Origin of the sequence: Pseudomonas sp. FDAARGOS_380 (assembly GCF_002591235.1) — a bacterium.
In the GTDB taxonomy this organism is placed as follows: Bacteria; Pseudomonadota; Gammaproteobacteria; order Pseudomonadales; family Pseudomonadaceae; genus Aquipseudomonas; species Aquipseudomonas salmasensis.
The window spans coordinates 1,293,510-1,319,655 of record NZ_CP023969.1 but is presented as its reverse complement, the minus strand read 5'-3'; the positions used below and the strand labels follow the sequence as shown (position 1 = coordinate 1,319,655).

The window sequence follows — 26,146 nt, the reverse complement described above, 5'->3', positions numbered from 1 at the left end:
GGTGTGTACAATGACCTCCCTTTTGCCCCCGCTAAGCCGGCGTACGTTCGGCGTGGAAGGTAACCGGTTGAATTGAAAAGAAATTTGCCTCGGTAAAAGAGGCAGCCTGGTGAGAAAGTGTCTATGAAAGCAGGTCTGTACCAACCCGATGAATTCAAGGATAACTGCGGTTTCGGCCTGATAGCCCACATGCAGGGCGAACCCAGTCATACCCTTTTGCAAACGGCCATCGAGGCCCTGACCTGCATGACCCACCGCGGTGGGATCAACGCCGACGGCAAGACCGGTGACGGCTGTGGCTTGCTGATTCAAAAGCCCGACCAGTTCCTGCGCGCTGTCGCCCAAGAGCAATTTGCGGTCGAACTGCCCAAGCAGTACGCCGTGGGCATGGTGTTTTTCAACCAGGACCCGGTAAAGGCCGAAGCCGCTCGCGAGAACATGAACCGCGAGATCGCCGCCGCCGGCCTGCACATCGTCGGCTGGCGCAAAGTGCCCATCGACACCAGCGTGCTCGGCCGCCTGGCCCTGGAGCGCCTGCCGCAGATCGAACAAGTGTTCATCGCAGGCGATGGCCTGAGCGACCAGGACATGGCGATCAAGCTGTTCACGTCCCGTCGTCGTTCGTCGGTGCTCAACGCCGCCGACACCGACCACTACATCTGCAGCTTTTCCCACAAGACCATCATTTATAAAGGCCTGATGATGCCGGCGGACCTCACCGCCTTCTATCCAGACCTGAGCGATGAGCGCCTGCAAACCGCGATCTGCGTGTTCCACCAGCGCTTCTCCACCAACACCCTGCCGAAATGGCCGCTGGCCCAGCCATTCCGCTTCCTCGCCCACAACGGCGAGATCAACACCATTACCGGCAACCGCAACTGGGCCCAGGCCCGGCGCACCAAGTTCGCCAACGATTTGATGGACCTCGAAGAGCTCGGCCCGCTGGTCAACCGCGTGGGTTCCGACTCCTCCAGCATGGACAACATGCTCGAACTGATGGTCACCGGCGGCATCGACCTGTTCCGTGGCGTGCGCATGATCATTCCGCCTGCGTGGCAGAACGTCGAGACCATGGACCCGGACCTGCGTGCGTTCTACGAGTACAACTCGATGCACATGGAACCGTGGGACGGCCCGGCCGGCGTGGTCATGACCGACGGCCGCTACGCGGTGTGCCTGCTTGACCGTAACGGCCTGCGCCCGGCGCGTTGGGTGACCACCACCAACGGTTTCATCACCCTCGCCTCGGAAATCGGCGTGTGGGACTACAAGCCAGAAGACGTGATCGCCAAAGGCCGTGTCGGCCCTGGCCAGATCCTGGCGGTAGACACCGAAACCGGGCAGATCCTCGACACCGATGCCATCGACAACCGTTTGAAGTCGCGTCACCCATACAAGCAATGGCTGCGCAAGAACGCCCTGCGCATCCAGGCGACCATGGAAGACAACGACCACGGTTCGGCTTTCTACGACGTCGACCAGCTCAAGCAATACATGAAGATGTACCAGGTCACGTTCGAAGAGCGCGACCAGGTGCTGCGCCCGCTCGGTGAGCAAGGCTACGAGGCCGTCGGCTCCATGGGCGATGACACGCCAATGGCCGTGCTGTCCCAGCGCGTGCGCACGCCGTACGACTATTTCCGCCAGCAGTTCGCGCAGGTGACCAACCCGCCGATCGACCCGCTGCGTGAAGCCATCGTGATGTCCCTGGAAGTGTGCCTCGGTGCCGAGCGCAACATCTTCCAGGAATCGCCTGAGCATGCGTCCCGCGTGATCCTCAGCTCGCCGGTCATTTCCCCGGCCAAATGGCGTTCGCTGATGACCCTGGAGCGTCCGGGCTTCGACCGCCAGATCATCGACCTGAACTACGACGAGAGCCTGGGCCTTGAAGCCGCGGTGCGTAACGTTGCTGACCAGGCTGAAGAGGCCGTGCGTGCCGGTCGTACCCAGATCGTACTCACCGACCGCCACATCGCGCCTGGCAAGTTGCCGATCCACGCATCCCTGGCGACCGGCGCGGTGCACCACCGCTTGACCGAAAAAGGCCTGCGCTGCGACTCCAACATCCTCGTGGAAACCGCCACCGCCCGCGACCCGCATCACTTTGCGGTGCTGATCGGTTTCGGCGCCTCGGCGGTGTACCCGTTCCTCGCGTACGAAGTGCTGGGTGACCTGATCCGTACCGGTGAAGTGCTGGGCGACCTCTACGAGGTGTTCAAGAACTACCGCAAGGGCATCACCAAGGGCCTGCTGAAGATCCTGTCGAAGATGGGCATCTCCACGGTCACCTCGTACCGTGGCGCGCAGTTGTTCGAAGCCATCGGCCTGTCCGAAGAAGTCTGCGAGCTGAGTTTCCGTGGCGTGCCAAGCCGCATCAAGGGTGCGCGTTTCGTCGACATCGAAGCCGAACAGAAAGCCCTGGCCTTGGAGGCCTGGAGCGCGCGCAAGCCGATCCAGCAAGGTGGCCTGCTCAAGTTCGTGCACGGTGGCGAATACCACGCCTACAACCCGGACGTGGTCAACACCCTGCAAGCCGCTGTGCAGCAGGGCGACTACGCCAAGTTCAAGGAATACACGAGCCTGGTGGATAACCGCCCGGTGTCGATGATCCGTGACCTGTTCAAGGTGAAAACCCTGGACACGCCGATGGACATCAGCCAGGTCGAGCCGCTGGAGTCGATCCTCAAGCGCTTCGACTCCGCCGGTATTTCCCTGGGCGCCTTGTCGCCGGAAGCTCACGAAGCCCTGGCCGAAGCCATGAACCGCCTGGGTGCGCGTTCCAACTCCGGCGAAGGCGGCGAAGACCCGGCGCGCTACGGCACGCTCAAAAGCTCGAAGATCAAGCAAGTGGCCACCGGCCGTTTCGGTGTGACTCCGGAGTACCTGGTCAACGCCGAAGTGCTGCAGATCAAGGTTGCCCAAGGCGCCAAGCCGGGTGAGGGCGGGCAACTGCCAGGCGGCAAGGTCAACGGCCTGATCGCCAAGCTGCGTTACGCCGTACCGGGCGTGACCCTGATTTCGCCACCGCCGCACCACGACATCTACTCGATTGAAGACTTGTCGCAGCTGATCTTCGACCTCAAACAAGTCAACCCGCAGGCTCTGGTCTCGGTGAAACTAGTGGCAGAAGCCGGCGTCGGCACCATCGCCGCCGGTGTGGCCAAGGCCTATGCCGACCTGATCACCATCTCCGGCTACGACGGCGGCACCGGCGCTTCGCCGCTGACCTCGATCAAGTACGCCGGCGCACCCTGGGAGCTCGGCCTGGCCGAAACCCACCAGACCCTGCGCGGCAACGACCTGCGCGGCAAGGTGCGGGTACAGACCGACGGCGGCCTGAAAACCGGCCTCGATGTGATCAAGGCCGCAATCCTCGGCGCCGAAAGCTTCGGCTTCGGCACCGCGCCCATGATCGCCCTAGGCTGCAAATACCTGCGCATCTGCCACCTGAACAACTGCGCCACCGGCGTGGCGACTCAGAACGAAAAACTGCGCAAGGATCACTACATCGGCACCGTCGACATGGTGGTGAATTTCTTCACCTACGTCGCCGAGGAAACCCGTGAGTGGCTGGCCAAGCTGGGCGTGCGCTCGCTGGAAGAGCTGATTGGTCGCACCGACCTGTTGGACATCCTCGAAGGCCAGACTGCCAAGCAACAACATCTGGACCTCACGCCGTTGTTGGGCAGCGATCACATCCCGGCAGACAAGCCACAATTCTGCCAGGTGGACCGCAACCCACCGTTCGACAAAGGCCTGCTGGCCGAGAAAATGGTCGAAATGGCCGGCTCCTCGATCAACGACGCCAGCGGTGGCGAATTCGCCCTGGATATCTGCAACTGCGACCGTTCCATCGGCGCACGCATCTCCGGCGAAATCGCGCGCAAGCACGGCAACCAGGGCATGGCGAAAGCGCCGATCACCTTCCGCTTCAAGGGCACTGCGGGCCAGAGCTTCGGCGTGTGGAACGCCGGTGGCCTGCACATGTACCTGGAAGGCGACGCCAACGACTACGTGGGCAAGGGCATGACCGGCGGCAAGCTGGTCATCGTTCCGCCGGCTGGTAGCGTGTACAAGACCCAGGACAGTGCCATCATCGGCAACACCTGCCTGTACGGCGCCACCGGTGGCAAGCTGTTTGCCGCAGGTACCGCCGGTGAGCGTTTCGCCGTGCGTAACTCCGGTGCCCACACCGTGGTGGAAGGCACTGGCGATCACTGCTGCGAGTACATGACCGGAGGCTTTGTCGCAGTACTGGGCAAGACCGGTTACAACTTCGGTTCGGGCATGACCGGCGGTTTCGCCTACGTGCTCGACCAGGACAACACCTTCGTCGACAAGGTCAACCACGAGTTGGTCGAGATCCAGCGCATCAGCGGCGAAGCCATGGAATCCTACCGGAACCACTTGCAGCACGTGCTGGACGAGTACGTCGAGGAAACCGGCAGCGAATGGGGTCGTAACCTCGCCGAAAACCTCGATGATTACCTGCGTCGTTTCTGGCTGGTCAAGCCCAAGGCTGCCAACCTGAAATCGTTGCTTTCCAGCATCCGTGCCAACCCGCAGTGATATGCGCCTGAACAGTTTGATGAGGTTTTAACATGGCTGAACGTCTGAATAACGACTTCCAGTTCATCGATGTCGGGCGCAAAGATCCGAAGAAGAAACTGTTGCGTCAACGCAAGAAAGAGTTCGTGGAGATCTACGAACCCTTCAAACCCCAGCACTCGGCCGACCAGGCCCACCGCTGCCTGGGGTGCGGTAACCCGTATTGCGAATGGAAGTGCCCGGTGCACAACTTCATTCCCAACTGGCTCAAACTGGTGGCCGAAGGCAACATCCTCGCCGCCGCCGAGCTGTCGCACCAGACCAACACCCTGCCGGAAGTCTGCGGCCGGGTGTGCCCGCAAGACCGCTTGTGTGAAGGTGCCTGCACCCTCAACGACGGTTTCGGCGCGGTAACCATCGGTTCGGTGGAGAAGTACATCACCGACACCGCGTTCGCCATGGGCTGGCGCCCGGACATGTCCAAGGTCAAGCCGACCGGCAAGCGCGTCGCGATCATCGGCGCAGGCCCGGCGGGCCTTGGGTGTGCCGACGTGTTGGTGCGTGGCGGCGTGACCCCGGTGGTGTTCGACAAGAACCCGGAAATCGGTGGCTTGCTGACCTTCGGTATTCCTGAGTTCAAGCTGGAAAAAACCGTACTGAGCCACCGTCGTGAAGTGTTCACCGGCATGGGTATCGAGTTCCGCCTCAATACCGAAATCGGCAAAGACATCACCATGGAGCAATTGCTCGCTGAATACGATGCCGTGTTCATGGGCATGGGCACCTACACCTACATGAAGGGCGGCTTTGCCGGTGAGGACTTGCCGGGGGTGTATGACGCGCTCGACTTCCTGATCGCCAACGTCAACCGCAACCTGGGCTTTGAAAAGTCGCCGGAAGATTTCGTCGACATGAAGGGCAAGAAGGTCGTGGTACTGGGCGGTGGCGACACCGCGATGGACTGCAACCGCACGTCGATCCGCCAGGGCGCCAAGTCGGTGACCTGTGCTTATCGCCGTGACGAAGCCAACATGCCCGGCTCGCGCAAAGAGGTGAAGAACGCCAAGGAAGAAGGCGTGAAGTTCCTCTACAACCGCCAGCCGATCGCCATTGTCGGTGAAGACCGTGTGGAAGGCGTGAAGGTGGTCGAGACTCGTCTTGGCGAACCGGATGCCCGTGGGCGTCGCAGCCCCGAGCCGATTCCGGGTTCCGAAGAGATCATCCCGGCCGACGCCGTGGTCATCGCCTTCGGCTTCCGCCCAAGCCCGGCGCCGTGGTTCGTGCAGTTCGAAATCCAGACCGACAGCCAGGGCCGCGTTGTAGCCCCGGAACAAGGCCAGTACAAGCACCAGACCAGCAACCCGAAAATCTTCGCCGGTGGCGACATGGTGCGCGGGTCTGACCTGGTAGTAACCGCGATCTTCGAAGGCCGTAACGCCGCCGAAGGTATCCTGGACTACCTGCAAGTCTGATTTGAAACAGGGTCAACTGTGGGAGCTGGCTTGCCTGCGATGGCGGCGGTGAATTCACTATTGCTATCGCAGGCAAGCCAGCTCCCACATAAACCTCGTTTCACATTGAGATGTGTAATGCCAGCCGCCGCGACAAATTGACCCGATAGACAAAAGGCACGGTGCATTCCGTGCCTTTTGCGTCGCGCTCTGAGAAAATGCCCGCACTTTTTTTGCGGATGCCGACATGACTGCCCTCAAGAACGACCGTTTCCTTCGTGCCCTGCTCAAGCAACCCGTAGACGTCACCCCGGTGTGGATGATGCGTCAAGCTGGTCGCTACCTGCCGGAATACCGCGCCAGTCGCGCCAATGCGGGCGATTTCATGAGCCTGTGCATGAACCCGGAGTTCGCCTGCGAAGTCACGATGCAGCCGCTGGACCGCTACCCACAACTGGACGCGGCCATCCTCTTCTCCGATATCCTCACCATCCCCGACGCCATGGGCCAAGGCCTGTACTTCGAAACCGGCGAAGGCCCGCGTTTCAAGAAAGTCGTCAGCACCCTGGCCGATATCGAAGCCCTGCCGATCCCTGATCCACACAAAGACCTGGGCTACGTGATGGACGCCGTGAGCACCATCCGCCGCGAGCTCAACGGCCGCGTGCCGCTGATCGGCTTCTCCGGCAGCCCATGGACCCTGGCTACCTACATGGTTGAAGGCGGCTCGTCGAAAGACTTCCGCAAGACCAAAGCCATGCTCTACGACAACCCGCAAGCCATGCACCTGTTGCTGGACAAGCTGGCGCAGTCGGTCACGTCCTACCTCAACGGCCAGATCATGGCCGGTGCGCAAGCGGTGCAGATCTTCGACACCTGGGGCGGCAACCTGTCGGCGGCGGCGTACCAGGAGTTCTCCCTGGCCTACATGCGCAAAATCGTCAGCGGCCTGATCCGCGAACACGAAGGCCGCAAGGTGCCGGTGATCATGTTCACCAAGGGCGGTGGCCTGTGGCTGGAAAGCATCGCTGACGCGGGCGCCGATGCACTGGGCCTGGACTGGACCTGCGACCTCGGCGAAGCGCGCCGTCGCGTTGGCAACCAGGTTGCGCTGCAAGGCAACATGGACCCGACCGTGCTGTACGCCAAGCCAGAAGCGATCCGTGCCGAGGTAGGTCGCATCCTCGCCAGCTATGGCAAGGGCACCGGGCACGTGTTCAACCTTGGCCACGGCATCACCCCGGAAGTGAACCCGGAGCATGCCGGTGCGTTCCTGCGCGCAGTGCACGAACTGTCGGCGCAATACCACGAATGACGAAAAAGCCCGGTTTGAAGCCGGGCTTTTTCATGGATGAACACAAAACAAATGTGGGAGCGAGCTTGCTCGCGAATGCGCAGTGTCAGTCGACAAATTCGTCACTGGACCACCGCATTCGCGAGCAAGCCCGCTCCCACATAAAGCAAATTGCGTCAGGTCCGCATATTTCCCAGTGGCGGCAACTTCGCCAGCTTCAACGCCACCAGCAACGCGCCAATCAGCAGCGCGACGATAAACCCGCCAATCCCGTTCCACCCGGCAAAGTGCCAGAAAAACCCACCCGCCGTCCCGGCAATGCTCGACCCCACGTAATAGCAGAACAGGTACAGCGACGACGCCTGCCCCTTGGCTTTCACTGCGCGGCGGCCGATCCAGCTGCTGGCGACTGAGTGGGCGCCGAAGAACCCGAAGGTGAACACCAGCATGCCCGGCACCACCAGCCACAAAGGCGTGAACAGCGTCAGGGCCATGCCGGCGAGCATCAGCACGATGGTGCCCCACAGCACGCGGCGGCGGCCGAGGCGGTCGGCCAGGGAGCCGATCTTGGCCGAGCTGTAGATGCCCGAGAGGTACACCAGCGACAGCAGGCCCACCACCGCCTGGCTCAGCTCATAGGGTGAGGCCAGCAGGCGATAGCCGATGTAGTTGAACATCGTCACGAAGGCGCCCATCAGCAGGAAGGCTTCAAGGAACAGCCACGGCAGGCCGGCGTCCTTGAAGTGCATGACAAAGCCGTCCACCAGGCTGCGCGGCTTGAGGCTGCTGGCGCGGAAGTTGCGCGATTCGGGGAGGATCTTCCAGAACACCGTGGCTGCGATCAACGCCAGAGCGCCGATGATCAGCATTGCGGTGTGCCAGCTGACAAAATCGATCAACACGCCGATGATCAGGCGCCCGCTCATGCCGCCAATCGCGTTGCCGCCGATGTACAGGCCCATGGCCAGGCCGATGTGCTGCGGGTGGATCTCTTCGCTGAGGTAGGTCATGGCCACGGCGGCCAGGCCGCTCAAGGACAGGCCCACCAGTGCGCGCATCAACAGAATGCCTTCCCAGCTCGGCATCAAGCCGCTGGCGATGGTGGCCAGCGCCGCACAGAACAACGCGGCAACCATCACCGGCTTGCGCCCCAGCCTGTCGGAGATCGGCCCGGTGATCAGCAGGCCGCAGGCGAGCATTGCCGTCGCAACGGAAAGAATCAGGCTGCTTTGCGCGGCATTGATGGAGAACTCGTGGGACAGCGCCGGCATCATCGGCTGCACGCAATACAACAAGGCAAAAGTAGCAAAGCCACCGGAGAACAGCGCCAGCACCGTGCGCATGAACATCGGCGTGCCTTTTTCGATGTACGCGTCGTTGAGCTGCGCCACCACCTCATCGAGGGCTGAGGGCGGGGTGTGTTGGGCAAGTGGAGCAACAGCAGGATTCACGGGGGACCTCGGGGAGGAAAGTCTGCCAGGACTGACAATGCAAAAAAGAATATAGCTGGCTAATGATTCTTTCCAATATATTGTTCGACCTGTTTGATAGGTTTTACGACCTAATGAGGTATGCATGGAATTACGTCACCTGCGGTACTTCATCGCCGTCGCTGAAGAACTGCACTTCGGCCGCGCCGCGCAGGTACTGGGCATCTCGCAGCCACCCCTGAGCCAGCAGATCCAGGCGCTGGAACACGAGCTGGGCGCACGCTTGTTCGAGCGCACCAATCGTCGGGTCGAGCTGAGCGAGGCAGGGCGCTTGTTCTTGCAAGAGGCACGGCTGGTGCTGGCCCAAGTCGACAAGGCGGCAGATGTGGCGCGGCGTGCGCAGTTGGGCGAGCTGGGTGAGTTGAAGATCGGCTTCACCTCGTCTGCGCCGTTCAACGCCAGCATTCCCCAGGCGATCTTTGCCTTCCGCCAGGCATTCCCGGCGGTGCATCTGAACTTGCAAGAAATGAGCAGCACCCAAGTGGCCGAGTCGCTGGTGGATGAGTCGATTCAGGTGGGGCTGATGCGGCCCTTGCCCCTGCCCGACTCACTGAACGTGATCGAGTTGATGCGCGAGCCATTAGTCGCGGTACTGAGCGCCGGCCATCCTTTGGCCCAAGGCAGCGAGCGCGGCTTGCACCTGGAGCAATTGGCCGAGGAGCCTTTTGTGTTCTTCCCGCGCAGTTACGGCAGCGGCCTGTACGCGCAATTGCTCAACCTGGCCCGCGATGCCGGGTTCAGCCCGCACTTTGCCCAAGAGGCAGGGGAAGCAATGACCATCATTGGGCTGGTGGCGGCGGGGTTGGGCGTATCGGTGCTGCCGGCGTCCTACCAGCGCATCCGCATCGATGGTGTGGTCTATCGCACCCTGCTCGACCCGCAGGCAGTGACGGCAGTGTGGCTGGTGCAACGCAAGGGCGCGCAAACACCGATGGCGAAGGGGTTTGTGGAGTTGTTGACGCGTAGGGCATCGGTGTAGGCCGGGTCACATATCAGGTAACGCAACCAGCTTAGTTATTTGCCGGGATTTTGCGCAAAATCGCTTTTTTCAGGCGAGTGGATATGGATGGCACTTCTCTATCAGCCCAAGGAGGGCAGCGTGTTGATTTGTGATTTTCGTGGCTATGAGGTTCCGGAAATCATCAAGATTCGACCCGTTATTGTGATACGCAAACACCGAACTAATAAGCTGCTCGTAACGGTGGTACCCCTGAGTACTACTGCTCCACAGCAGGTGTTGGAGCATCATTTGCAGCTTGATAGCCACCTTCACGGAGCGAACCCGATCTGCTGGGCTAAATGCGATATTGTCGCGACAGTCAGCTTGGGCCGATTAGACCGAATCAAAAGTAAAGATCGTCATGGCAAACGAACTTACAAAATCGCCGAACTTACCCATGACCAGTTTTCGGCGATAAAAGCGGCGGTGCGCAGTGCGCTTGGGTTGCGATAAAGCGGGATACGAGTGGGCGGCGTTTTGCCACTGATTGCAGGTAACCCGTTTTCAGGCATACTGCCCGAGTTCCCGAAAGGGGCTTGTGAGACTCTGAGGATCCTGGGTAACCAGCCATCGCAGAGCCAGGCAGGAAGCGGCGATGACAAGCCAACCTGTTTGTGAAGAGGGCGCCGAAAGGCGCCCTTTGTCGTTTCTGGCCTTACTGCATTCCGGCCGAGCGCAACCCCGCCAGAATATCCCGATCCAGCATGCTCACCCAACGGTTGTAGTTGCGATGGATCTTGCCGTCCTTGTAGCCCAGGTCGCGGCTGTCGCGGTAGGTGATGGCGTAGCTGTTGCGGGTGTAGCGGATGTCGATGGCGGCGTAGAACTGGCCGCGTACGGTGATCTCGGCCTGCACCAGTTGCGGGCTCAGGCGTTGCACCGTCCACTCGCGTTTTTGCAGGGCGGCGACGATCACCTGTTTCATCTTTTCTTCGCTGACCTGGCTTGTGGCCGGCAACTCGTGCTGGGTGTTGAGCACGGGTTTGCTGGTGCAGCCAGCCGTGGTCAGCAGGGCCAGGGTGATCAGGGTAGCGCGTAGCAGGGAAGACATTCCGTTTTCTCCAGTCGATTAAAAAGTCAGCTCCAGCGGCGGAAGATCAACGAGGTGTTGACGCCGCCGAAGGCAAAGTTGTTGTTCATCACGTAGTCGTTATGCATCTGGCGAAAGCCACCTTGCAGGTAGTCCAGCTCGCCGCATTGCGGGTCGACCGCGTCCAGGTTGAAGGTGTGCACGTACTGGTCGCGGTTCATCATCTCGATGCTGAACCACGATTCCAGCGCCCCGCACGCACCCAGGGTGTGCCCCAGGAAACTCTTCTGCGAACTGATCGGCATGCGGCTGCCAAACAGGCTGCTGGTGGCCAGGGTTTCGGCAATGTCGCCCTGATCGGTAGCCGTGCCGTGGCCGTTCACGTAGCCGATGGCGGACGGTTCAAGACCTGCGTCTTCCAGGGCCAGCTCCATGGCGCGGCGCATGGTTTTCTGTTCCGGGCGGGTGGTGTGCTGGCCGTCGGCGTTGCTGCCGAAGCCAACCAGCTCCGCGTGAATATGCGCGCCTCGCGCGAGTGCGTGCTCCAACTCTTCGAGCACCAACATGCCGCCACCTTCACCGATCACCAGGCCATCGCGGCCGCTGTCGTAGGGGCGCGGGCTGGTTTGCGGCGCATCGTTTTTCAGGCTGGTGGCGTACAACGCATCGAACACCATGGCTTCGGTGGGGCACAGTTCTTCCGCGCCGCCTGCGAGCATCAACGGCAGGCGCCCGAACTTGATCGCCTCATAGGCGTAGCCAATGCCCTGGCTGCCGCTGGTGCAGGCGCTGGAGGTGGGAATCAGCCGGCCCGTGAGGCCAAAGAAGATGCTGATATTCGCTGCCGTGGTGTGGGGCATCATGCGCACATAGGAGTTGGCATTGAGCCCCTCGGCCACCGAGTTGAGCAGCATATTGCCGAACGCCTTGATCTCATCGGTGCTGCCGGTGGACGAGCCACAGGCCACGCCCATCCGCCCGTCCTTGATCGACTCGTCACCCAGCAGGCCGGCGTCCTGCAAGGCCTGCTCCGCCGCCCACACGGCCAGGCGCGAGACGCGGCCCATGCTGCGCAGCTGCTTGCGCGTCCAGTGCGCGGGCACGACGAAATCGTCGATAGGGCCGGCCAGGCGCGTATTCAATTCGGTGAAACGGTCCCACTCGTCCATGCGCCGGATGCCGCTGCGGTTGGCGCGAAAGTTGGCGGCGATGGTGTCCCAGTCGCTGCCCAGGGAGGTCACGCCGGCCATGCCGGTAACGACAACGCGCTTCATCAGCACAGGCCCCCGTTCACGGCCAGCACCTGGCGCGTGATATAGCCGGCTTCGGCGGACATCAGGAAATTCACTGCGCCAGCGACTTCTTCCGGCGTGCCCATGCGTTGGGCCGGGATCATTTTCATCAGTTCTTCTACCGGCACGTTTTCATCCAGCATCGCGGTGTCGATCAGGCCCGGCGCCACGCAGTTGACGGTGATCTTGCGCTTGCCCAATTCAATGGCCAGTGCCTTGGCCGCGCCGATCAAGCCGGCTTTGGACGCGCTGTAGTTGACCTGGCCGCGGTTGCCGATCAGCCCGGACACCGAGGTGATGCACACGATACGCCCGGCGGCGCGGCGCCGAATCATCGGCATCATCACCGGGTGCAGCACGTTGTAGAACCCATCCAGGTTGGTGCGCATCACCACATCCCAATCGTCTTCCGACAGGGCAGGAAAGGCGCCGTCGCGGGTCAGGCCGGCATTGAGCACCACACCGTAATAGGCGCCATGCTGCTCCACATCGGCCTCAAGGATCTCTTTGCACGCAGCGCGATCCGCCACGTCGAACTGCAGCACCCGCGCCTTGCGCCCCAGGGCTTGGACCTCGAGCTGTACCGCGTCGGCTTCGGCACGGCCGCTGCGGCAATGCAGCACGATGTCATGGCCGGCCTGGGCCAGGCGCAGGGCAATGGCGCGGCCGATGCCACGGCTGGAGCCGGTGACCAGTACGGATTCAGTCATGGCGTTTCGTCCTTCGATTCAGCTAAATAGTTGGCCGCCTGGGGCGGTCGAAATACGTTCAAGCGCGCGCTGGCCTGGATACCGTCGCCGGTGAGGTGGCATTCGAACACACCCATGCCGTTGTCGTCTTCCAGGGAGCGCAGGCCGTGGATGTTCAGTTCGGCGCCGGCCGCAAAGTGCTCCACGTTGCACTCGAACTTACGCGTGCCCAACAGGAAACCCAGCTCCACCGCCTTGCCTTGTTGGCGTGCATGGCAACCGGCATACGCGGCGACGCTTTGCGCCATCAGCTCGATGCCGACCCAGGCCGGCAGGCTGCCGTCGGCGCGATTGAACAGGCCGCCGGGCTTGACGGTGACGCGGGTGTGGATCTGCTCTTCATCGAACGACAGCACCTGGTCGATCAGGATCATGTCGCCCGCATGGGGCAGCAGTTCGGCAAGTGGCCAATCGATCATGGGGCCTCTGCGATTATCAGGCTGACATTGTTACCGCCGAAGGCAAACGAGTTGCTCATCAGGCAGGGCTTTTTCAGGGTATCGCCGCTGCGCACCCATTGCAGCGCGGGCAGCGCCGGGTCGGGGTGGCCGTCCCATACGTGGGGTGGCAGCAGGCGATGGGTCAGGCTCAGCCAGCAGAACGCGGCTTCCAGGGCCCCGGCCGCGCCGAGGGTGTGGCCGGTCATGGGCTTGGTCGATGAGCAAGCGACGCCGCCGGGAAACAGACTGGCGACGGCCAGGCTTTCCATGGCGTCGTTGTGTTGGGTCGCGGTGCCGTGCAGGTTCAGGTAGCCGATCTGCTCGGGCGAAAGTTTTGCACTGGCCAGGGCCTTGCGCATGGCCAGCACCGCGCCCTTGCCACTGGGTTCGGGCGCGGAGATATGGTGTGCGTCGCAACTGGCGCCGCTGCCCAGCAAGGCGATGGGCGCCGGCTCGCGGCTCATCAGGAACAGCACCGCCGCTTCACCGATGTTGATGCCGTTGCGGTTCACCGAAAACGGATTACAGCGCTCGGCAGACACCGCTTCCAGCGCGGTAAACCCGTTCAGCGTCAGCTTGCACAGGCTGTCCACGCCGCCGCAGATCACTGCATCGCACACCCCCAGGTCCAACAGGCGCTGGGCGCTCATCAATGCACGGGCGCTGGAGGTGCAGGCGGTGGAAATGACATAAGCCGGGCCGCTCACCTTCAACCAGTCGGCGAGGAAGTTGGCCGGGGCGCTGAGTTCCTGTTGCTGGTAGTCGTAGTCGGCGGGGAACTGCGTGTTCTGCAGGTAATGGGCAATGCCACGGCTGGCTTCGTCAATGCCCGAGGTGCTGGTGCCGAGCACAACCCCGACCCGGCCAGGGCCGTAGGTCTGGATGGCCTGACGAATCTCATCCTCGATCTGCAGCGCCGCTTCCAGCAGCAACTGGTTATTGCGGCTGCTTTGCTCGGCCAGCTCCGGGGGCAGGCTCGCCAGTTCACCCTGTACGGCGGCCACAGGCACCGCGCGCTCCGGCACCCAGCCGCTTTCGGCACGCATGCCCGAACAGTCGCCGGCAAACAGGTTGCGGCTGACTTGCGCCTGGCCACGGCCCAGGGCGCAGATTATGCCAAGGGCATTGAGGTGGGCGGTCATCGGCTCACACCCAGCGGGGTGATGCGGTAACTCAACGGCGGGTCGGCCATGTTCACGCGGAACACCTCGGAAGACTGATAAACAATCTGCCAGTGGCCCGGCAGCGTGCGCGTCAGGTCCATCGCCTGGGCAGTCGGATACAACGCCGGTACGTCACCGGGCGCGGTGAGGGCAAACAGCAGCGCGGCAAATAGCGTGCGCGCTTGTGGATTGGGCGGCAGCAAGCCGTCTGCCTGCCACTGCCCATCGAGCAGTTTTTGCCGGGCCAGGGGAATACCCAGCGGGTCCATCATCGACCAGCGAAGCGCTTGGCCTTCGCGCTGGATCACCAGCAGCCAGTCCTGGCTCTGGCCGTCCGCCAGGCGCTGCACATGCAGTTGCATCGGCAAGGCCAGCGCCGGCATTTTTTCCGGCAGCGGCGCCTGGCTGGCGCAGGCGCCGAGCAGCAACAGGCAACTTATCAACAGCAGGCGCATCATGGGGCCGCATTCTCCACAGGTTTACGCGCTACGCAGTTGACCAGGGTTTCCTCGCGCTGGCCCACTGGCGGCGCCTTGCGCAGGCCCCAGCGTTCCAGCAGGCCGAAGTCACTGGAACGGCTCCACCACAAGTAGGGGTACGAAACGTTCTGCGCAGCGAACTCAAAGCCCTGCTCGCGCAGCATCTCCAGGTACTCTTCGGCGCTTTTCTGCACATGCATCGGGTGGCGGAACAACCAGCGAATCACCCAGGTGTCGATGTAGGCTTCGGTGGATTCGGCAAACAGCAAATAGCCGCCCGGCTTGAGCACCCGATAGAACTCCTTGAGTGCGCGATGTTGCTCCACCAGATGGTGGAAGGTCTGGTGGCAGAACAGGATATCCACACTGGCATCCGGCACGTTGAGGGTCGCGCAGTCGCTGCCGATCAGCTCGACATCCAGCCCAAGGCGCGCAGCTTCTTCGCGGCTCAGTGCCAGGCTGTGGGGGTCGGCATCCAGGCCGATCAGGCGCGAAGGTGCAAACACCTGATGCAGTAACTGGAAGGATTTGCCCTGGCCGCAACCGGCATCCAACAACACCGGCGCTACCGGCAGCGGCTCGCTGAACAGGCTGCGCAGGTCATTGATCGCCACGCGCAACACGTGATGCTGCCAGGTGTGGCTGCGCAGGAACCAGAAACCGAACTTGGTTTCTTCGACGTAGTTTGGACTCAGGTAGTTTTTTTCAACGCCTGGGCTGCTCATACCGGCTCACTCGCACAAATTTCAGACAGCATCCGCAAGCGCCGCTTGGGCTCGCTGACAAACGGGTTGCGTTCATCCCAGGCGTAACCGGCCAGGATCGAGCTGATCATGCGGCGAATCTCCGGTGAACTGCCAGGATGGAAAATCACGTCCTGGAACGTGCCCGCATACCAGCCTTCGACGTAGCAACGGAAGGTATCGACACCGCGTTTGAGCGGTTCGGCAAATTCGGTTTGCCAGTCCACCGTTTCGCCGCTCAATTGGCGGTGCAGCACCCCTGCGGCCATGCTCGCTGAGCGCATGGCAATGGTCACGCCGGAGGAGAACACCGGGTCGAGGAATTCTGCCGCATTGCCCAGCAGCGCAAAGCCTGGGCCGTGCAGGGTTTTGACGTTGGCCGAGTAGCCGCCGATGGTGCGCGCCGGGGTGTCCCACACGGCATTTTGCAGCACGCCGGACAGGCTCGGGGTTTGCTCAATAAAGCCGCGCAAGCAAGCGTCGAGGTCGCTGCCCGTGGCCTCAAAATGCTCCTTGGCCGCGACCACTCCCACCGAGCAGCGGCCATTACTGAACGGGATGGTCCAGAACCAGATGTCGCGCTTGGTCGGGTGAGTGGTCACCAGGATTTTGCTGCGGTCAAAGCCTGGGTGTTCGATACGGTCTTCGACGTGGGTGAACACGGCCTGGCGCAGCGGGAAATTCGACGGTGCTTCCAGGTCCAGCAGGCGTGGCAACACACGGCCATAGCCGCTGGCATCGAGCACGAACCTGGCCTTGAGGTGGTACTCGCTGCCATTCTCGCGGCGCACATGCAGGTACCGGCTCTCGGCAGAAAAATCCACGCCGACGATGGTTTGGCCATAGCGGATTTCCACGCCTTGCAACGCGGCCTGGTCGGCCAGCAACTTGTCGAACTCGCCGCGCTGCACCTGGAAGGTGGTGGGCTTGCCGTTGCTGAAGGTGTCGCTGAAATCAAAAGCACTGTAGCGCTCGCCCCAGGCGAAGGCCGCGCCGGTTTTTACCTGGAAGCCTGCCGCTTGCACCGCGTCGAGCATGCCGGCTTCTTCGATAAAATCGATGCAGTGTGACAGCAGGCTTTCGCCAATCGAGAAGCGCGGGAAATGCTCGCGCTCGATGATCAATACATCATGCCCTTTGCGCTTTAACAGCGCGGCCGCGATGGCACCGGAAGGCCCGGCACCGATCACCACCACCTGGCGACGTTCCATTTCAACTGTGGGCACGAGGGCTCCTTGCCGCATGGGCGCTAATCACATTCATAAGGCGTGTTTCTGCCTGCCGGCCCAGGGCGCCAGCATAAAGCTGAACGCCAGGCCCAGGCTGACCGACAAGCCGAAATTACTCACGGCCGGTGTACTGGAGACCGCCAGCAGGCCGAACGACAACCAGGTTGTCAGCGCCGCCAGCAGTGTTCCCAACAGGCTCACGGCAGGGCCGCCGATCTGCTCGCGCATCAAAATCGCATAGTCAACGCTGATGGCCGTGACCAGCAATAGGCCAAACAGGCTGAACAACGTCAGCGGCTGGCCCAGCCAACCGAGGCTGGCCAGGCTGCACAACGCGGCCAGCAGCGGCAGGGCGACGATACGCAGGGCTCCGCCAAAGCCGAAGGGCGCAATCAGCAACAGCACGATCAGCACGCACGACAGCAACTTCAATTCGGCAGCGCTGATCTGCGTGTCGGCAAACACCCGGTTCAAGTCACCCAGGCGATCCACCAGTTGCACACCGGGCAAGTCCAGCGCCTGCACCCGCAGCAGCGCCGGGTTGTTCAAGCCTTGCAGGCTGACCATGGCCGCCACGCCGCCGTCCACCGGGCCGAGCCACAGCGTGCGCCAGGGCTCGGCCAGTGGGCCTTGCAGTGCGGCGTCGATGTCTGCGGTGGGCAGCGCCTGCAACTGCGCCACTTCGGCTTGCAGGGCACTGAGGGGCACGCCGAGGTCCAGTAGCGGTTGCCAGTGTGGCGCCAGGTTGTTCAGCGCCTCGCGCAGCTGTTGTTGTTCGTCGGGGAGGCTGACCAGTTGATTGAGCGCCAGGTAGCCCTGGAGCTTGTCCATCTGCACCAATTGATCCAAGCGTTTGCCCAGGGCGGCCTGGCGTTCCAGCAACTGTTGCTGATTGCTCGCCCGCACCAGGAAAAACTGGCTGGTGGGCTGGAACCCGGTGATGCGCGCCACGGCCTGGGCTTCGTGCAGCAACTGCGGCGGCGCACCGATCCATTGGCGGATATCGTTTTTAGTGTTCAGTTGCCACAGGCCCGCCGCGCAGAACAGCAGCACCCACACCAGCAGCACCGAACTGGGCACGCGTTTGAGCAGGGCTGTGCGTAGCTGCCATAAGCTTTGGGCGACACGCAGCGGCCATTGCGCCGGGCGCAGTTCCACGCCCTTGAGCAGCGCGGGCAACAGGCACACGGCGCACAAATAGGCACCTACAAGGCCGGCGGCGGAGAACACCGCAATTTGGGTCAGCGCCGGGAACGGCGTCCAGGCCAGCGCCAGATAACCGATAGCGCTGGTGGCCAGGCTCAGGCTCAGCCCCGGCAGGGTCAGGCGCAGTGCCGGCCAACTGCGCCACGGTTGCAGGCTCCAGCTTTTGGACAGGTAATGCAGTGGGTAATCCACCGCCACGCCGATCAGGCTGGAACCCAGTACCAGGGTCATCACATGCATATGCCCAAACAGCGCCACACACGCCACCGCGCCAAACAGCATACCCACCAGCACCGGCACGAACGCCAGCAACACCCGCCAGCGCCGGAACGCCAGCAGCAGCAACAACAGGATGCCCAGGGTGGCGCCGCCGCCGACCCAGGTCATTTCCCGCGTGGCCTGCTGTTGCCCGTTGGCCGCATACAGCAAACCGCTGGCGGCGAGCAGTTGCGCGCCGTGTGCGCCGGCTTGCTCGCGGCTGGCTTTTAGCAAGTCTGCCACTTGCAGCGGCAGCTTCATGTCGAAGGCGTTGCCGGTGGTGCGCGCCCGCAGCAGCACCCAGCTCTTGCCGTCGGCATCGGCGATCAAGGCGCCGCTGCCGATATCCATTTGCACCGCACCGTGTTGCGGCTGGCTGTTCTGGATGCGCCCGGTGAGGCCGAGCCAATCGTCCTGGCTGGGCACCAGGCTGAAGCCGGTGAAGGGGTCGAACAGCGATTGCACGCGTTGCTGGATGAATGCGTCCGGCTGTTGGATCAGTTGCTCGCGGTCCTTGGCCGAGAGCATCGACAAGCGCCCACGCAGCAGTTGCTCGCGCAACGCTGGCAAGTCGGCTTGCAGGTTCCACTGCACCTTTTCAAACAGGCCGCTGGCCTGCCAGCGCTCACCCAGTTGCTGCGCCACGGCCACCGCTTGCTGGCGGTCGGCATGCCCCACCAGCACCAGCATTTCGCGGTTGAGCGGCTCTTGCATGCGCTGTTCGGCTTGCAGCTCCAAGGCGTCCGGCGTGCTGCCAGGCACCAGCTCCATCAGGTTGGCCGACAACGGCGCGCCATCGCGCCACTGCCAGCCGGCCAGGGCCAGCACGGCCACCAGCAGGGTCAGGAACAGGCGCGGCAGCAGGCGCTCACTGGGCAAAGTCGTGTTGCTCCGCATCGCTCAGGGGCTGGTCGGCGGTGCTGTCCTGCATGCGCAACAGCGTGCTGTCGCCTTGGGTTTCCAGCAGTTCAATGCTGTGCACCAGCGCGCCGCCGTCGATGTTGATCTGGGTGAACACTTGCTTGAGCAGCAGCGAACGCGGGGTCAGCGTGAGCTTCCACTGTTGGGCCTCGCCTTGCAGTTGCAGGTCGAAGTCACGCTGCAGGCCACTGCTGTCGCCCTGCAGTACCGCCAGGAACAAACGATTCTGTTCGGCGCCGGCGCTCTTGTTTGGCAGCAACTGCCAGCCATTGGCATCGCGACGGGCAATGCCTTGGGAGGTGATGCGATAGTCCTGTTGCAGCGGAGTTTTCAACAGCCACAGCAGGCCGTGATCCTTGGCGAGCACGAAGGTGCCTTTGCTCACGAGCGGCTGGGGCAGGGCGCGCAGGTGTTTTTCCTGGGTGAAGTGGCCGTGGATCACGGAGGGTTTGGCAAGCTGATCACTCAACTGCTGCAGGTCAAAGGCGTGGGCACTGAAGCTCAACAACAACGCCGCCCCTGTAGGAGCGAGCTTGCTCGCGAAAAACCTGAGGGCGCCACGGGGTGTCAGGTGGCCCGCGTTATCGTTGGCGATCTTCGCGAGCAAGCTCGCTCCTACAGGGGGGCTCATTTCAGGGCTCTCTCTACGGCGTCGGTGAAGACTTTGGGCGAGGCCAGTTGCATCTCGCGGCTGGCGATTTCCACCGCCACTTGCACGGTGCTGGCGCGGGTCAAGCGCTCGCCGCTGGCCCGGTCGGTGATCAGGTAGTTCACCTTCAAACGGTTCTCCCATTCCACCAGGCTGGCGCGCACGTTGATCGTCTGGCCGAAGGTCGCGCCGCGCACATAGCGTAGCTGCATGTCGATCACCGGCCACGCGTAGCCGGCTTCGAGCATCGCCGTGTAGTTATGGCCGATCTTGTCCAGTAACGCACAGCGCGCCACTTCCAGGTACTTCACGTAATGCCCGTGCCACACCACGTTCATGGTGTCGATGTCGAAAAACGGCACGAGGATTTCAGTGTCGCTGTGCAACACGCCGGGGCTACGCATGCAGCCTCCAGTGTTGCGCGGCGATGCGTTGCAGGCACAGGCGCAGTTCGCCTTCCAAGGCGCGGTCTTCGATGACCGGCGCAAAGTCCCGGGCCAGTTCGGCGTGCATCGCGGCCAGCGCCGGTGGCAGTGGGCGGGCATCCTCGGCCTGGGCGCGCAGCCACACGCCCTGGTTGGCGGCGAGCAGGGTCGCGGCGGCGACCTGTTCGGTCAGCTCCAGCACGCGGATCGCATCGCGGGCAGCGATGGTGCCCATGCTCACTTTGTCCTGGTTGTGGCACTCGGTGGAGCGCGAGAACACGCTGGCCGGCATGGTGTTTTTCAGTGCTTCGGCGGTCCAGGCGCTGGTACCGATCTGCACGGCCTTGAAGCCGTGGTTGATCATCGCGCGGTCAGCCGGGGCGCCCGACAGGTTGCTCGGCAGGCCATGGTTGTAGCGCACGTCCACCAGCAGTGCGAGCTGGCGGTCGAGCAGGTCGGCCACGTTGGCGACCAGGGTCTTGAGGCTGTCCATGGCGAAGGCGATATGCCCGCCGTAGAAATGCCCGCCGTGCAGCACACGTTCTTCTTCGGCATCGATGATCGGGTTGTCGTTGGCGCTGTTCAGTTCGATCTCGATGAACGAGCGCAGCCAGTTCAGGCTGTCCGCCAATACGCCGAGCACATGGGGCGCGCAGCGCAGCGAATAGCGGTCTTGCAGGCGGTGCAGCGGTGCGGTGGGCGCGTCGATGGCCAGGTCCTTGCGCAGCCACGCGGCGACTTGCATCTGCCCAGGGTGCGGCTTGGCAGCGAACAGGCGCTCGTCGAAGTGTTCCGGGTTGCCTTGCAGGGCCACCACATTGAGGGCGGTGATGCGCGTGGCCAGTTGCAACAGGTAGTCGGCGCGGGCGAAGGCCAGGCAGGCCAGGCCGGTCATCACGGCGGTGCCGTTCATCAGTGCCAGGGCTTCCTTGGGCCGCAGTACCAGCGGCTCCCAGCCCAGTTCGCGGTGTACATCGGCCGCCGGGCGGCGTTCGCCACGGAACAGCACCTCGCGCTCGCCGGACAAGGTCGCGGCCACGTAGGACAGCGGCGTCAGATCACCGCTGGCGCCCACCGAGCCTTCTTCCGGGATCAGTGGCAGCACATCGTTTTCGAGGAAGGCGTGCAGGCGTTCCAGCAGCTCCACGCGAACGCCCGACACGCCATGGCACAGCGACTGCAAGCGAGCCGCCAACACGGCGCGGGTGGCTTGAGCGTCAAGCAATTTGCCCAGGCCGCAACCGTGAAAGGTGTACAGGTGACGCGGCAACGCTTCGACGTGTTCCAGCGGCACCGCCACCACGCAGGAGTCGCCGTAGCCGGTGGTCACGCCGTAGATCACGCCTTCCTTGTCCAGCAGCGAGTCGAGGAACTGCGCGCCCTTGGCGATGCGCTGGCGGTACGCGGCATCGTCCTGCAGGCGAGTGGGCACCTGGCGGTTGGCCAGGGCCAGCACGTCTTCGATGCGCAGGGGGCGTTCACCAAAGGTGATGGGCTCAAGAGGCGTCGTCATCAGTCTTCCAGAAAGGGTAAAAGTTGAACCATTGTTGGGGCGCTTGCAGGCAGAACTGGCCCAGGCGTGCGGCGTAGCGGGCGGCCCACACAGCGATGACCTGCTCGCGGGTGCTGCGCTTCCATTCGATCAAATCGGCAAAGGGCTCGATAGTCAGGCGATAGCGACCCTGGTGCTTGAGGCACATCAGCAGATTGACCGGGCACTTGAGCAAGCCTGCCAGCAGCCATGGGCCTTGGGGGAATGCCGCCGTATGGCCGAGGAAGTCCACGCGCACGGTGCGCCCGCCATGCAGCGGGATACGGTCGCCGGCAATCGCCAGCCACTCGCCATCGTCCAGGCGCTGGCTGAGCAGCAGCATGGTGGCCGGGTCCAGTTCGCTGACCTGGATCAGGCGCAAATGGGTCGCGCCAGCCTCGCCCAGCAGACGGTTGAAACGCTCGGCGTGCTTGGTGTGCACCAGTACATTCATGGTGACCTGTTCACCAATCTCCGCCAGGGCGCGGCACACTTCCAGGTTGCCCAGGTGCGCGCCCACCAACATCTGCCCGCGCTCGCCACGCAGTTGGCTGCGTAACTGCGCCGGGTCGTTGATCTCGATTTGCTCCAGGCGCAGCTTGCCGCTCCATACGTCGAGCTTGTCCAGCAGCGAGTCGGCGAAGGCCATGAACTGGGCAAAGACGCTGCGGTGGCTCGGCAGCAAGTCATCGCGCCCGCTCCACTGCGCCAGGCGCTGCTGGTATTGCCAGGCGCTGTGGCGTGCGGTGCGGCCGAACAGGAAGAAGTAAAACACGATGCTGTAGAGCAACGGGCTCAACAGTCGACGGCCGAGAACTTTGACCGCGACCGCAGTGAATTTCATAAGCCAGAAGCTGCCGCGTTCTTCGCGGTCGGCCCAGTGCTTGGTGCTGTCGTTCATGCTTGCCACCGTCGCCACAGGATCAGCGGGGCGCGCACCAGCATGCCGAAGAACAACCGCGTGTGCATGGCGCTGATGCGCAGGTTGTCGCGCAACAAGCGAAAGTGCGACAGGCCATCGGCGGGGTAATGCACCTGGGTGGGCAGCCAGCGCATAGGCTGGTTGCGCCAGGCCAGGCGCACCAGGATGTCGGAGTCGAAATCCATGTGCGTGCCGATGTAGGCCGAGTCCATCAGCGCCAGGGTCGGCGCCAGCGGGTATACGCGAAAGCCGCACATCGAATCGCGAATCTCAAGCGACAGGGTGTTGATCCACACCCACACGTGGGTCAGGTAGCGTGCGTACAGGCGGCCCTTGGGCACGCTGTCGTCGTATTCGGGGTAGCCGCAGATGACGGCGTCGGGGTGCTGGCGTGAGGTGTGGATAAAGGTCTCGACTTCGCGCAGGTCGTGCTGGCCATCGGCGTCCACTTGCAGGGCGTGGGTATAGCCCAGGCGTGCTGCCTCGCGGAAACCGGCCATCACGGCACCGCCCTTGCCCTGGTTGCTGGGCAGGGTCAGCAGGGCGACGTTGTCCAGCGTCGCCAACTGCGCCAGCACGGCTGCGCAGGCGGCGCTGCTGCCATCGTCCACCAGCAGGCACGGCAGGCCGCTCTTCAGCACGCTGTGGACGACGGCTGGCACGGCGGCTTCGTGGTTGTACACCGGGATTAAAGCGCAGGGGTTATGCATGATGGGGGCACCTCAGGGAACCGAGTCGCCTGCTTCGCGAGCAAGCCCGCTCCCACATGTGATCTGCGCTGTGCATGAAACTTATGCCTGGCACCGAACCCGTGTGGGAGCGGGCTTGCTCGCGAATGAGCGCGAAGCGCTCAAATGGCCTATGCATGCGCGGCCTCCAGCACTATCCGCCCACTTGAGCAGGCAGCAACCCCATTGCGATAGGCGAAGTACAGCTTGCTACGCTCCCGATCAAAGCGCAGGTGCAGTTCGATCTGATCGCCGGGGCGCACCAGTTGCTGGAACTTGAGCACTTCCATGCCGGCGAACCGGGTTGGCAGGCCGAGCAATTGCTGGCCCAGGTTGAACGCCCATTCCACCTGCACCACCCCTGGCAATACCGGGGTGACCGGGAAGTGCCCGCTGAAATAGGCCAGGTCCGGTGGGATGCTCAGTTGCAAGGTCCATTCACCTTCGGTTTCGACTTGCGCCAACACCTCCGGGCTTTTGGGGCGAGGCGCCAGCAACAAGGCTTCGATATCGGCCTGGGGCAGCTTGCCCTGGCTGTTCAGCGGCAATTGGCGCAGCACACGCCAGCGGCGCGGCAGGGCCAGGGCTTCGCAATGTTGGCTCAAGTGCTGGCGCAGGGTTTGGGTGAGCGTGCGGCGCCCCTGGTTGCGCAGCGCATGCAGCCCCGCGTCGCTGAGTACCACCACGGCGCCCAGGGACGCACGGTTTTCCTGCACCACGCCCAGGCGGGTGTCGGCCACCCATTCATGGGCGATCAGCGCCTGTTCCAGCATCGGCAGGGAGATGCGTTTTTCTTCCAGCTTGACGATACGGTCCAGGCGGCCCAGCAGTTCAAACCGGCCATCGGCATGGATGCGTGCGGCGTCGGCGGTTTGTTCGATATGCCCTGTGGGCATGTATGGCGAGGCGATGCGCAGTGCTCCTTCAGCATCCTGGCTCAATTGCACATCGGCAAACGGCTGCCAGGGTTGCGCGCCCTGACGCCAGGCGATGCCGCCGGTTTCCGAGCTGCCGAGGATTTCTGTGGGCCATTGCTGCAAGCGGTCGTAGAGGCTGCCGGCCGCGTCAACCGGCAACGCGCCACCGGAGGAAAACACCTGGGCAACCTGGCTCAGTGCCGGCCAGTCGAGGTTGTCGCCCATGCGCTTGAGCAGCGCAGGGCTGGCCACCCAGGCAAATTGTGGGTGCTCACGGCTGGCGCGCTGCATGTCTTCGGGGAACGCCAGTTGCTTGCGCACAAAGGTGCGGCCGGCGCACAGCGGCCACAACACGCGAAACAGCAAGCCGTAGATATGCTGGGTAGCGACGCTGCCGATGATGCAGGCGCTTTTGAGGTCTGCGCCCCACAGCGCTTCCAGGGCCTGCACTTCGTTGGCCAGTTGGCGCAGTGTTTTGTCGATGCGCTTGGGCTCGCCGCTGGAACCGGAGGTGCACAGGCTCAGTTGGCAGCTGTCCAGGTCGAGGGCGGCGGCGCTCAAGGGTGCTTGATACAGCGCGTCCAGATCGCTGGCGTCCACCAGCCAAGCATCCACGGCAGCGGCCCAGCGTTGGCGCGTCTGGGGTTGCAGGTCGGCGGGCAGCAGCACGCTCGCACCGGCCCGCCAGGCGCCCAGCAGCGCAATCGCCAGCAGCCCGGCGTCTTCCAGGTGCACGGCCAGGCGCCGGATGCCCCGGGCCTGCAAGCCTGCGGCGAGGCTCAAGGAGCGCTCGCACAGTTGCGCGTGATTCATGGCGGGCTCGGTGGTCACCCCGCGATCTTGCAGTGGCTCAAGCAGCAAGTGCTCAAGTTTCAACCCTTTCATACGCGGCCTCGAACCCTTTGTCGTACCAGCCATTCCACGGCAAACAACAGGCCCATCAAGCCGTAGGCGATCAGGCCGTTGTACAACGTCCACCAGCTCAGCGGCGCCCACAAAGTGAGCGCGGCGGCGAGCAGGCCATTACAGAGAAAAAACACACTCCACACCAGGGTGACCTGGCGGGTATACACCACCGCGTGGGGCGGCAGGTGCGGGTCGGTCATGCGCGCCAGGCGCTCGACCATCGGCGGGCCGTATTTCAGGCTCAGGCCAAACAACGCCAGCATGAACCCGCTGACCAGGCTCGGGTACCAGCGCAGCCACTGCGGGTTATCGAACCAGGCCAGCGCCAGGCAAAACACGATCACCACCACCGCCATCCAACGGCTGCCCGGGCGCTGCGCAGCGGTGAGCGCGCGCAACAGCCACAGGCTGCCCAGCAATAAGCCAAACTGCCACGGTGCAAAGTGCTCGGTGCCGTAATACACCGCGAAGGGGTACAGCAGCCCCGCCAATAACAGGCCAAGGCCGATCAGCCGGCTCATGCGGCGGGCTGGACCAGACGGTACACCGCCTCTACCACGTCGTTCACCGTGCGCACTGCCTTGAATTCCTCTGCGGCGATCTTCTTGCCGGTCTGGCGCTTGATGTGGTCGATCAGGTCCACGGCGTCGATGCTGTCGATTTCCAGGTCCTGGTACAGGTTGGCGTCCAGGGTGACGCGTTCCGGGGGCAGTTCAAACAGTTCCACCAAGGCGTCGCGCAGGGTGTTGAAAATATCGTCACGAGTTTGCATGGT

The 26,146-nt window shown here is 63.0% G+C and carries 23 protein-coding genes; 5 read left to right on the top strand and 18 right to left on the bottom strand.

Translation table 11 applies throughout. The features are described from left to right. Positions 1-123: 123 nt before the first annotated feature. From gltB to hemE, 3 genes are all read left to right on the top strand, one after another. Positions 124-4,569, top strand: coding sequence for a glutamate synthase large subunit (gene gltB, locus CRN80_RS06310; protein ID WP_047712401.1), 4,446 nt, complete (start codon positions 124-126; stop codon positions 4,567-4,569). Between the two features lie 32 nt (positions 4,570-4,601). Beyond that, complete coding sequence (locus CRN80_RS06305) at positions 4,602-6,020, top strand: FAD-dependent oxidoreductase (protein WP_098949773.1); 1,419 nt, start codon at positions 4,602-4,604, stop codon at positions 6,018-6,020. A gap of 226 nt (positions 6,021-6,246) precedes the next feature. Next, positions 6,247-7,314 (top strand): uroporphyrinogen decarboxylase, encoded by a 1,068-nt coding sequence (gene hemE, locus CRN80_RS06300; protein ID WP_098949772.1) that lies wholly within the window; start codon positions 6,247-6,249, stop codon positions 7,312-7,314. A 155-nt stretch (positions 7,315-7,469) separates the two neighbouring features. Here the strand turns inward: hemE and CRN80_RS06295 are convergent, their stop codons facing one another. Beyond that, positions 7,470-8,687, bottom strand: a complete 1,218-nt coding sequence (locus CRN80_RS06295) for an MFS transporter (protein ID WP_371861809.1) — start codon at positions 8,685-8,687, stop codon at positions 7,470-7,472. 181 nt (positions 8,688-8,868) lie between these two features. On the opposite strand from CRN80_RS06295, the gene CRN80_RS06290 reads away from it, so the two are divergent. Then, positions 8,869-9,762, top strand: coding sequence for a LysR family transcriptional regulator (locus tag CRN80_RS06290; RefSeq protein WP_032893938.1), 894 nt, complete (start codon positions 8,869-8,871; stop codon positions 9,760-9,762). An 87-nt stretch (positions 9,763-9,849) separates the two neighbouring features. Then, a complete protein-coding gene (locus CRN80_RS06285) occupies positions 9,850-10,236 on the top strand; it encodes a type II toxin-antitoxin system PemK/MazF family toxin (protein WP_032893936.1) in 387 nt (128 codons plus the stop codon). A gap of 202 nt (positions 10,237-10,438) precedes the next feature. Here CRN80_RS06285 and CRN80_RS06280 read toward each other — a convergent pair whose 3' ends face one another. From CRN80_RS06280 to CRN80_RS06200, 17 genes are all read right to left on the bottom strand, one after another. Next, positions 10,439-10,834: a hypothetical protein gene (locus CRN80_RS06280; protein WP_032893934.1), complete on the bottom strand. Its 396-nt coding sequence runs from the start codon at positions 10,832-10,834 to the stop codon at positions 10,439-10,441. 26 nt (positions 10,835-10,860) lie between these two features. Beyond that, complete coding sequence (locus CRN80_RS06275) at positions 10,861-12,087, bottom strand: beta-ketoacyl-ACP synthase (protein WP_032893933.1); 1,227 nt, start codon at positions 12,085-12,087, stop codon at positions 10,861-10,863. After that, positions 12,087-12,815, bottom strand: a complete 729-nt coding sequence (gene fabG, locus CRN80_RS06270; protein WP_032893932.1) for a 3-oxoacyl-ACP reductase FabG — start codon at positions 12,813-12,815, stop codon at positions 12,087-12,089. The genes CRN80_RS06275 and fabG overlap by 1 nt, the downstream gene beginning before the upstream one ends. Continuing rightward, positions 12,812-13,273, bottom strand: coding sequence for a hotdog family protein (locus tag CRN80_RS06265; protein ID WP_003187930.1), 462 nt, complete (start codon positions 13,271-13,273; stop codon positions 12,812-12,814). The genes fabG and CRN80_RS06265 overlap by 4 nt, the downstream gene beginning before the upstream one ends. Beyond that, positions 13,270-14,436, bottom strand: a complete 1,167-nt coding sequence (locus CRN80_RS06260; protein WP_098949770.1) for a beta-ketoacyl-[acyl-carrier-protein] synthase family protein — start codon at positions 14,434-14,436, stop codon at positions 13,270-13,272. Before CRN80_RS06260 ends, CRN80_RS06265 begins: the two co-directional genes overlap by 4 nt. After that, positions 14,433-14,915 carry a hypothetical protein gene (locus tag CRN80_RS06255; protein WP_098949769.1) on the bottom strand — a complete coding sequence of 161 codons (483 nt, stop codon included), beginning with the start codon at positions 14,913-14,915 and terminating at the stop codon, positions 14,433-14,435. The genes CRN80_RS06260 and CRN80_RS06255 overlap by 4 nt, the downstream gene beginning before the upstream one ends. Then, on the bottom strand, positions 14,912-15,661 hold the full coding sequence (locus CRN80_RS06250; RefSeq protein ID WP_098949768.1) for a class I SAM-dependent methyltransferase: 750 nt from the start codon (positions 15,659-15,661) through the stop codon (positions 14,912-14,914). The genes CRN80_RS06255 and CRN80_RS06250 overlap by 4 nt, the downstream gene beginning before the upstream one ends. Further along, positions 15,658-16,905 (bottom strand): NAD(P)/FAD-dependent oxidoreductase, encoded by a 1,248-nt coding sequence (locus CRN80_RS06245; RefSeq protein ID WP_098949767.1) that lies wholly within the window; start codon positions 16,903-16,905, stop codon positions 15,658-15,660. The genes CRN80_RS06250 and CRN80_RS06245 overlap by 4 nt, the downstream gene beginning before the upstream one ends. A gap of 33 nt (positions 16,906-16,938) precedes the next feature. Then, positions 16,939-19,269, bottom strand: coding sequence for an MMPL family transporter (locus tag CRN80_RS06240; protein WP_098949766.1), 2,331 nt, complete (start codon positions 19,267-19,269; stop codon positions 16,939-16,941). Next, entirely contained in the window at positions 19,241-19,924 is a 684-nt protein-coding gene (locus tag CRN80_RS06235) for an outer membrane lipoprotein carrier protein LolA (protein ID WP_098949765.1), read from the bottom strand. The genes CRN80_RS06240 and CRN80_RS06235 overlap by 29 nt, the downstream gene beginning before the upstream one ends. Beyond that, positions 19,921-20,346 (bottom strand): thioesterase family protein, encoded by a 426-nt coding sequence (locus tag CRN80_RS06230; protein WP_056782705.1) that lies wholly within the window; start codon positions 20,344-20,346, stop codon positions 19,921-19,923. The genes CRN80_RS06235 and CRN80_RS06230 overlap by 4 nt, the downstream gene beginning before the upstream one ends. Beyond that, positions 20,339-21,880, bottom strand: a complete 1,542-nt coding sequence (gene hutH, locus CRN80_RS06225; RefSeq protein ID WP_047712411.1) for a histidine ammonia-lyase — start codon at positions 21,878-21,880, stop codon at positions 20,339-20,341. The genes CRN80_RS06230 and hutH overlap by 8 nt, the downstream gene beginning before the upstream one ends. Further along, complete coding sequence (locus tag CRN80_RS06220) at positions 21,864-22,799, bottom strand: glycosyl transferase (protein WP_098949764.1); 936 nt, start codon at positions 22,797-22,799, stop codon at positions 21,864-21,866. The genes hutH and CRN80_RS06220 overlap by 17 nt, the downstream gene beginning before the upstream one ends. After that, positions 22,796-23,530 (bottom strand): glycosyltransferase family 2 protein, encoded by a 735-nt coding sequence (locus CRN80_RS06215; RefSeq protein WP_098949763.1) that lies wholly within the window; start codon positions 23,528-23,530, stop codon positions 22,796-22,798. Before CRN80_RS06215 ends, CRN80_RS06220 begins: the two co-directional genes overlap by 4 nt. 149 nt (positions 23,531-23,679) lie before the next feature. Further along, on the bottom strand, positions 23,680-25,350 hold the full coding sequence (locus CRN80_RS06210) for an acyl-CoA synthetase family protein (protein WP_098949762.1): 1,671 nt from the start codon (positions 25,348-25,350) through the stop codon (positions 23,680-23,682). Next, a complete protein-coding gene (locus tag CRN80_RS06205; protein WP_032893920.1) occupies positions 25,347-25,892 on the bottom strand; it encodes a membrane protein in 546 nt (181 codons plus the stop codon). Before CRN80_RS06205 ends, CRN80_RS06210 begins: the two co-directional genes overlap by 4 nt. Beyond that, positions 25,889-26,143, bottom strand: coding sequence for an acyl carrier protein (locus tag CRN80_RS06200; protein ID WP_003187949.1), 255 nt, complete (start codon positions 26,141-26,143; stop codon positions 25,889-25,891). The genes CRN80_RS06205 and CRN80_RS06200 overlap by 4 nt, the downstream gene beginning before the upstream one ends. Between the last annotated feature and the right edge of the window lie 3 nt (positions 26,144-26,146).

Bases quoted from the DNA above. Each gene is read 5' to 3' on its own strand.
- CRN80_RS06260 (WP_098949770.1), bottom strand. From the start codon at position 14,436: ATGACCGCCCACCTCAATGCCCTTGGCATAATCTGCGCCCTGGGCCGT.
- CRN80_RS06280 (WP_032893934.1), bottom strand. From the start codon at position 10,834: ATGTCTTCCCTGCTACGCGCTACCCTGATCACCCTGGCCCTGCTGACC.
- CRN80_RS06290 (WP_032893938.1), top strand. From the start codon at position 8,869: ATGGAATTACGTCACCTGCGGTACTTCATCGCCGTCGCTGAAGAACTG.
- CRN80_RS06220 (WP_098949764.1), bottom strand. From the start codon at position 22,799: ATGAACGACAGCACCAAGCACTGGGCCGACCGCGAAGAACGCGGCAGC.
- CRN80_RS06200 (WP_003187949.1), bottom strand. From the start codon at position 26,143: ATGCAAACTCGTGACGATATTTTCAACACCCTGCGCGACGCCTTGGTG.
- CRN80_RS06230 (WP_056782705.1), bottom strand. From the start codon at position 20,346: ATGCGTAGCCCCGGCGTGTTGCACAGCGACACTGAAATCCTCGTGCCG.
- hutH (WP_047712411.1), bottom strand. From the start codon at position 21,880: ATGACGACGCCTCTTGAGCCCATCACCTTTGGTGAACGCCCCCTGCGC.
- CRN80_RS06205 (WP_032893920.1), bottom strand. From the start codon at position 25,892: ATGAGCCGGCTGATCGGCCTTGGCCTGTTATTGGCGGGGCTGCTGTAC.
- hemE (WP_098949772.1), top strand. From the start codon at position 6,247: ATGACTGCCCTCAAGAACGACCGTTTCCTTCGTGCCCTGCTCAAGCAA.
- CRN80_RS06275 (WP_032893933.1), bottom strand. From the start codon at position 12,087: ATGAAGCGCGTTGTCGTTACCGGCATGGCCGGCGTGACCTCCCTGGGC.
- CRN80_RS06210 (WP_098949762.1), bottom strand. From the start codon at position 25,350: ATGAAAGGGTTGAAACTTGAGCACTTGCTGCTTGAGCCACTGCAAGAT.
- CRN80_RS06235 (WP_098949765.1), bottom strand. From the start codon at position 19,924: ATGAGCCCCCCTGTAGGAGCGAGCTTGCTCGCGAAGATCGCCAACGAT.
- CRN80_RS06215 (WP_098949763.1), bottom strand. From the start codon at position 23,530: ATGCATAACCCCTGCGCTTTAATCCCGGTGTACAACCACGAAGCCGCC.
- CRN80_RS06240 (WP_098949766.1), bottom strand. From the start codon at position 19,269: ATGCGGAGCAACACGACTTTGCCCAGTGAGCGCCTGCTGCCGCGCCTG.
- CRN80_RS06265 (WP_003187930.1), bottom strand. From the start codon at position 13,273: ATGATCGATTGGCCACTTGCCGAACTGCTGCCCCATGCGGGCGACATG.
- CRN80_RS06255 (WP_098949769.1), bottom strand. From the start codon at position 14,915: ATGATGCGCCTGCTGTTGATAAGTTGCCTGTTGCTGCTCGGCGCCTGC.
- CRN80_RS06250 (WP_098949768.1), bottom strand. From the start codon at position 15,661: ATGAGCAGCCCAGGCGTTGAAAAAAACTACCTGAGTCCAAACTACGTC.
- fabG (WP_032893932.1), bottom strand. From the start codon at position 12,815: ATGACTGAATCCGTACTGGTCACCGGCTCCAGCCGTGGCATCGGCCGC.
- CRN80_RS06285 (WP_032893936.1), top strand. From the start codon at position 9,850: ATGGCACTTCTCTATCAGCCCAAGGAGGGCAGCGTGTTGATTTGTGAT.
- gltB (WP_047712401.1), top strand. From the start codon at position 124: ATGAAAGCAGGTCTGTACCAACCCGATGAATTCAAGGATAACTGCGGT.
- CRN80_RS06305 (WP_098949773.1), top strand. From the start codon at position 4,602: ATGGCTGAACGTCTGAATAACGACTTCCAGTTCATCGATGTCGGGCGC.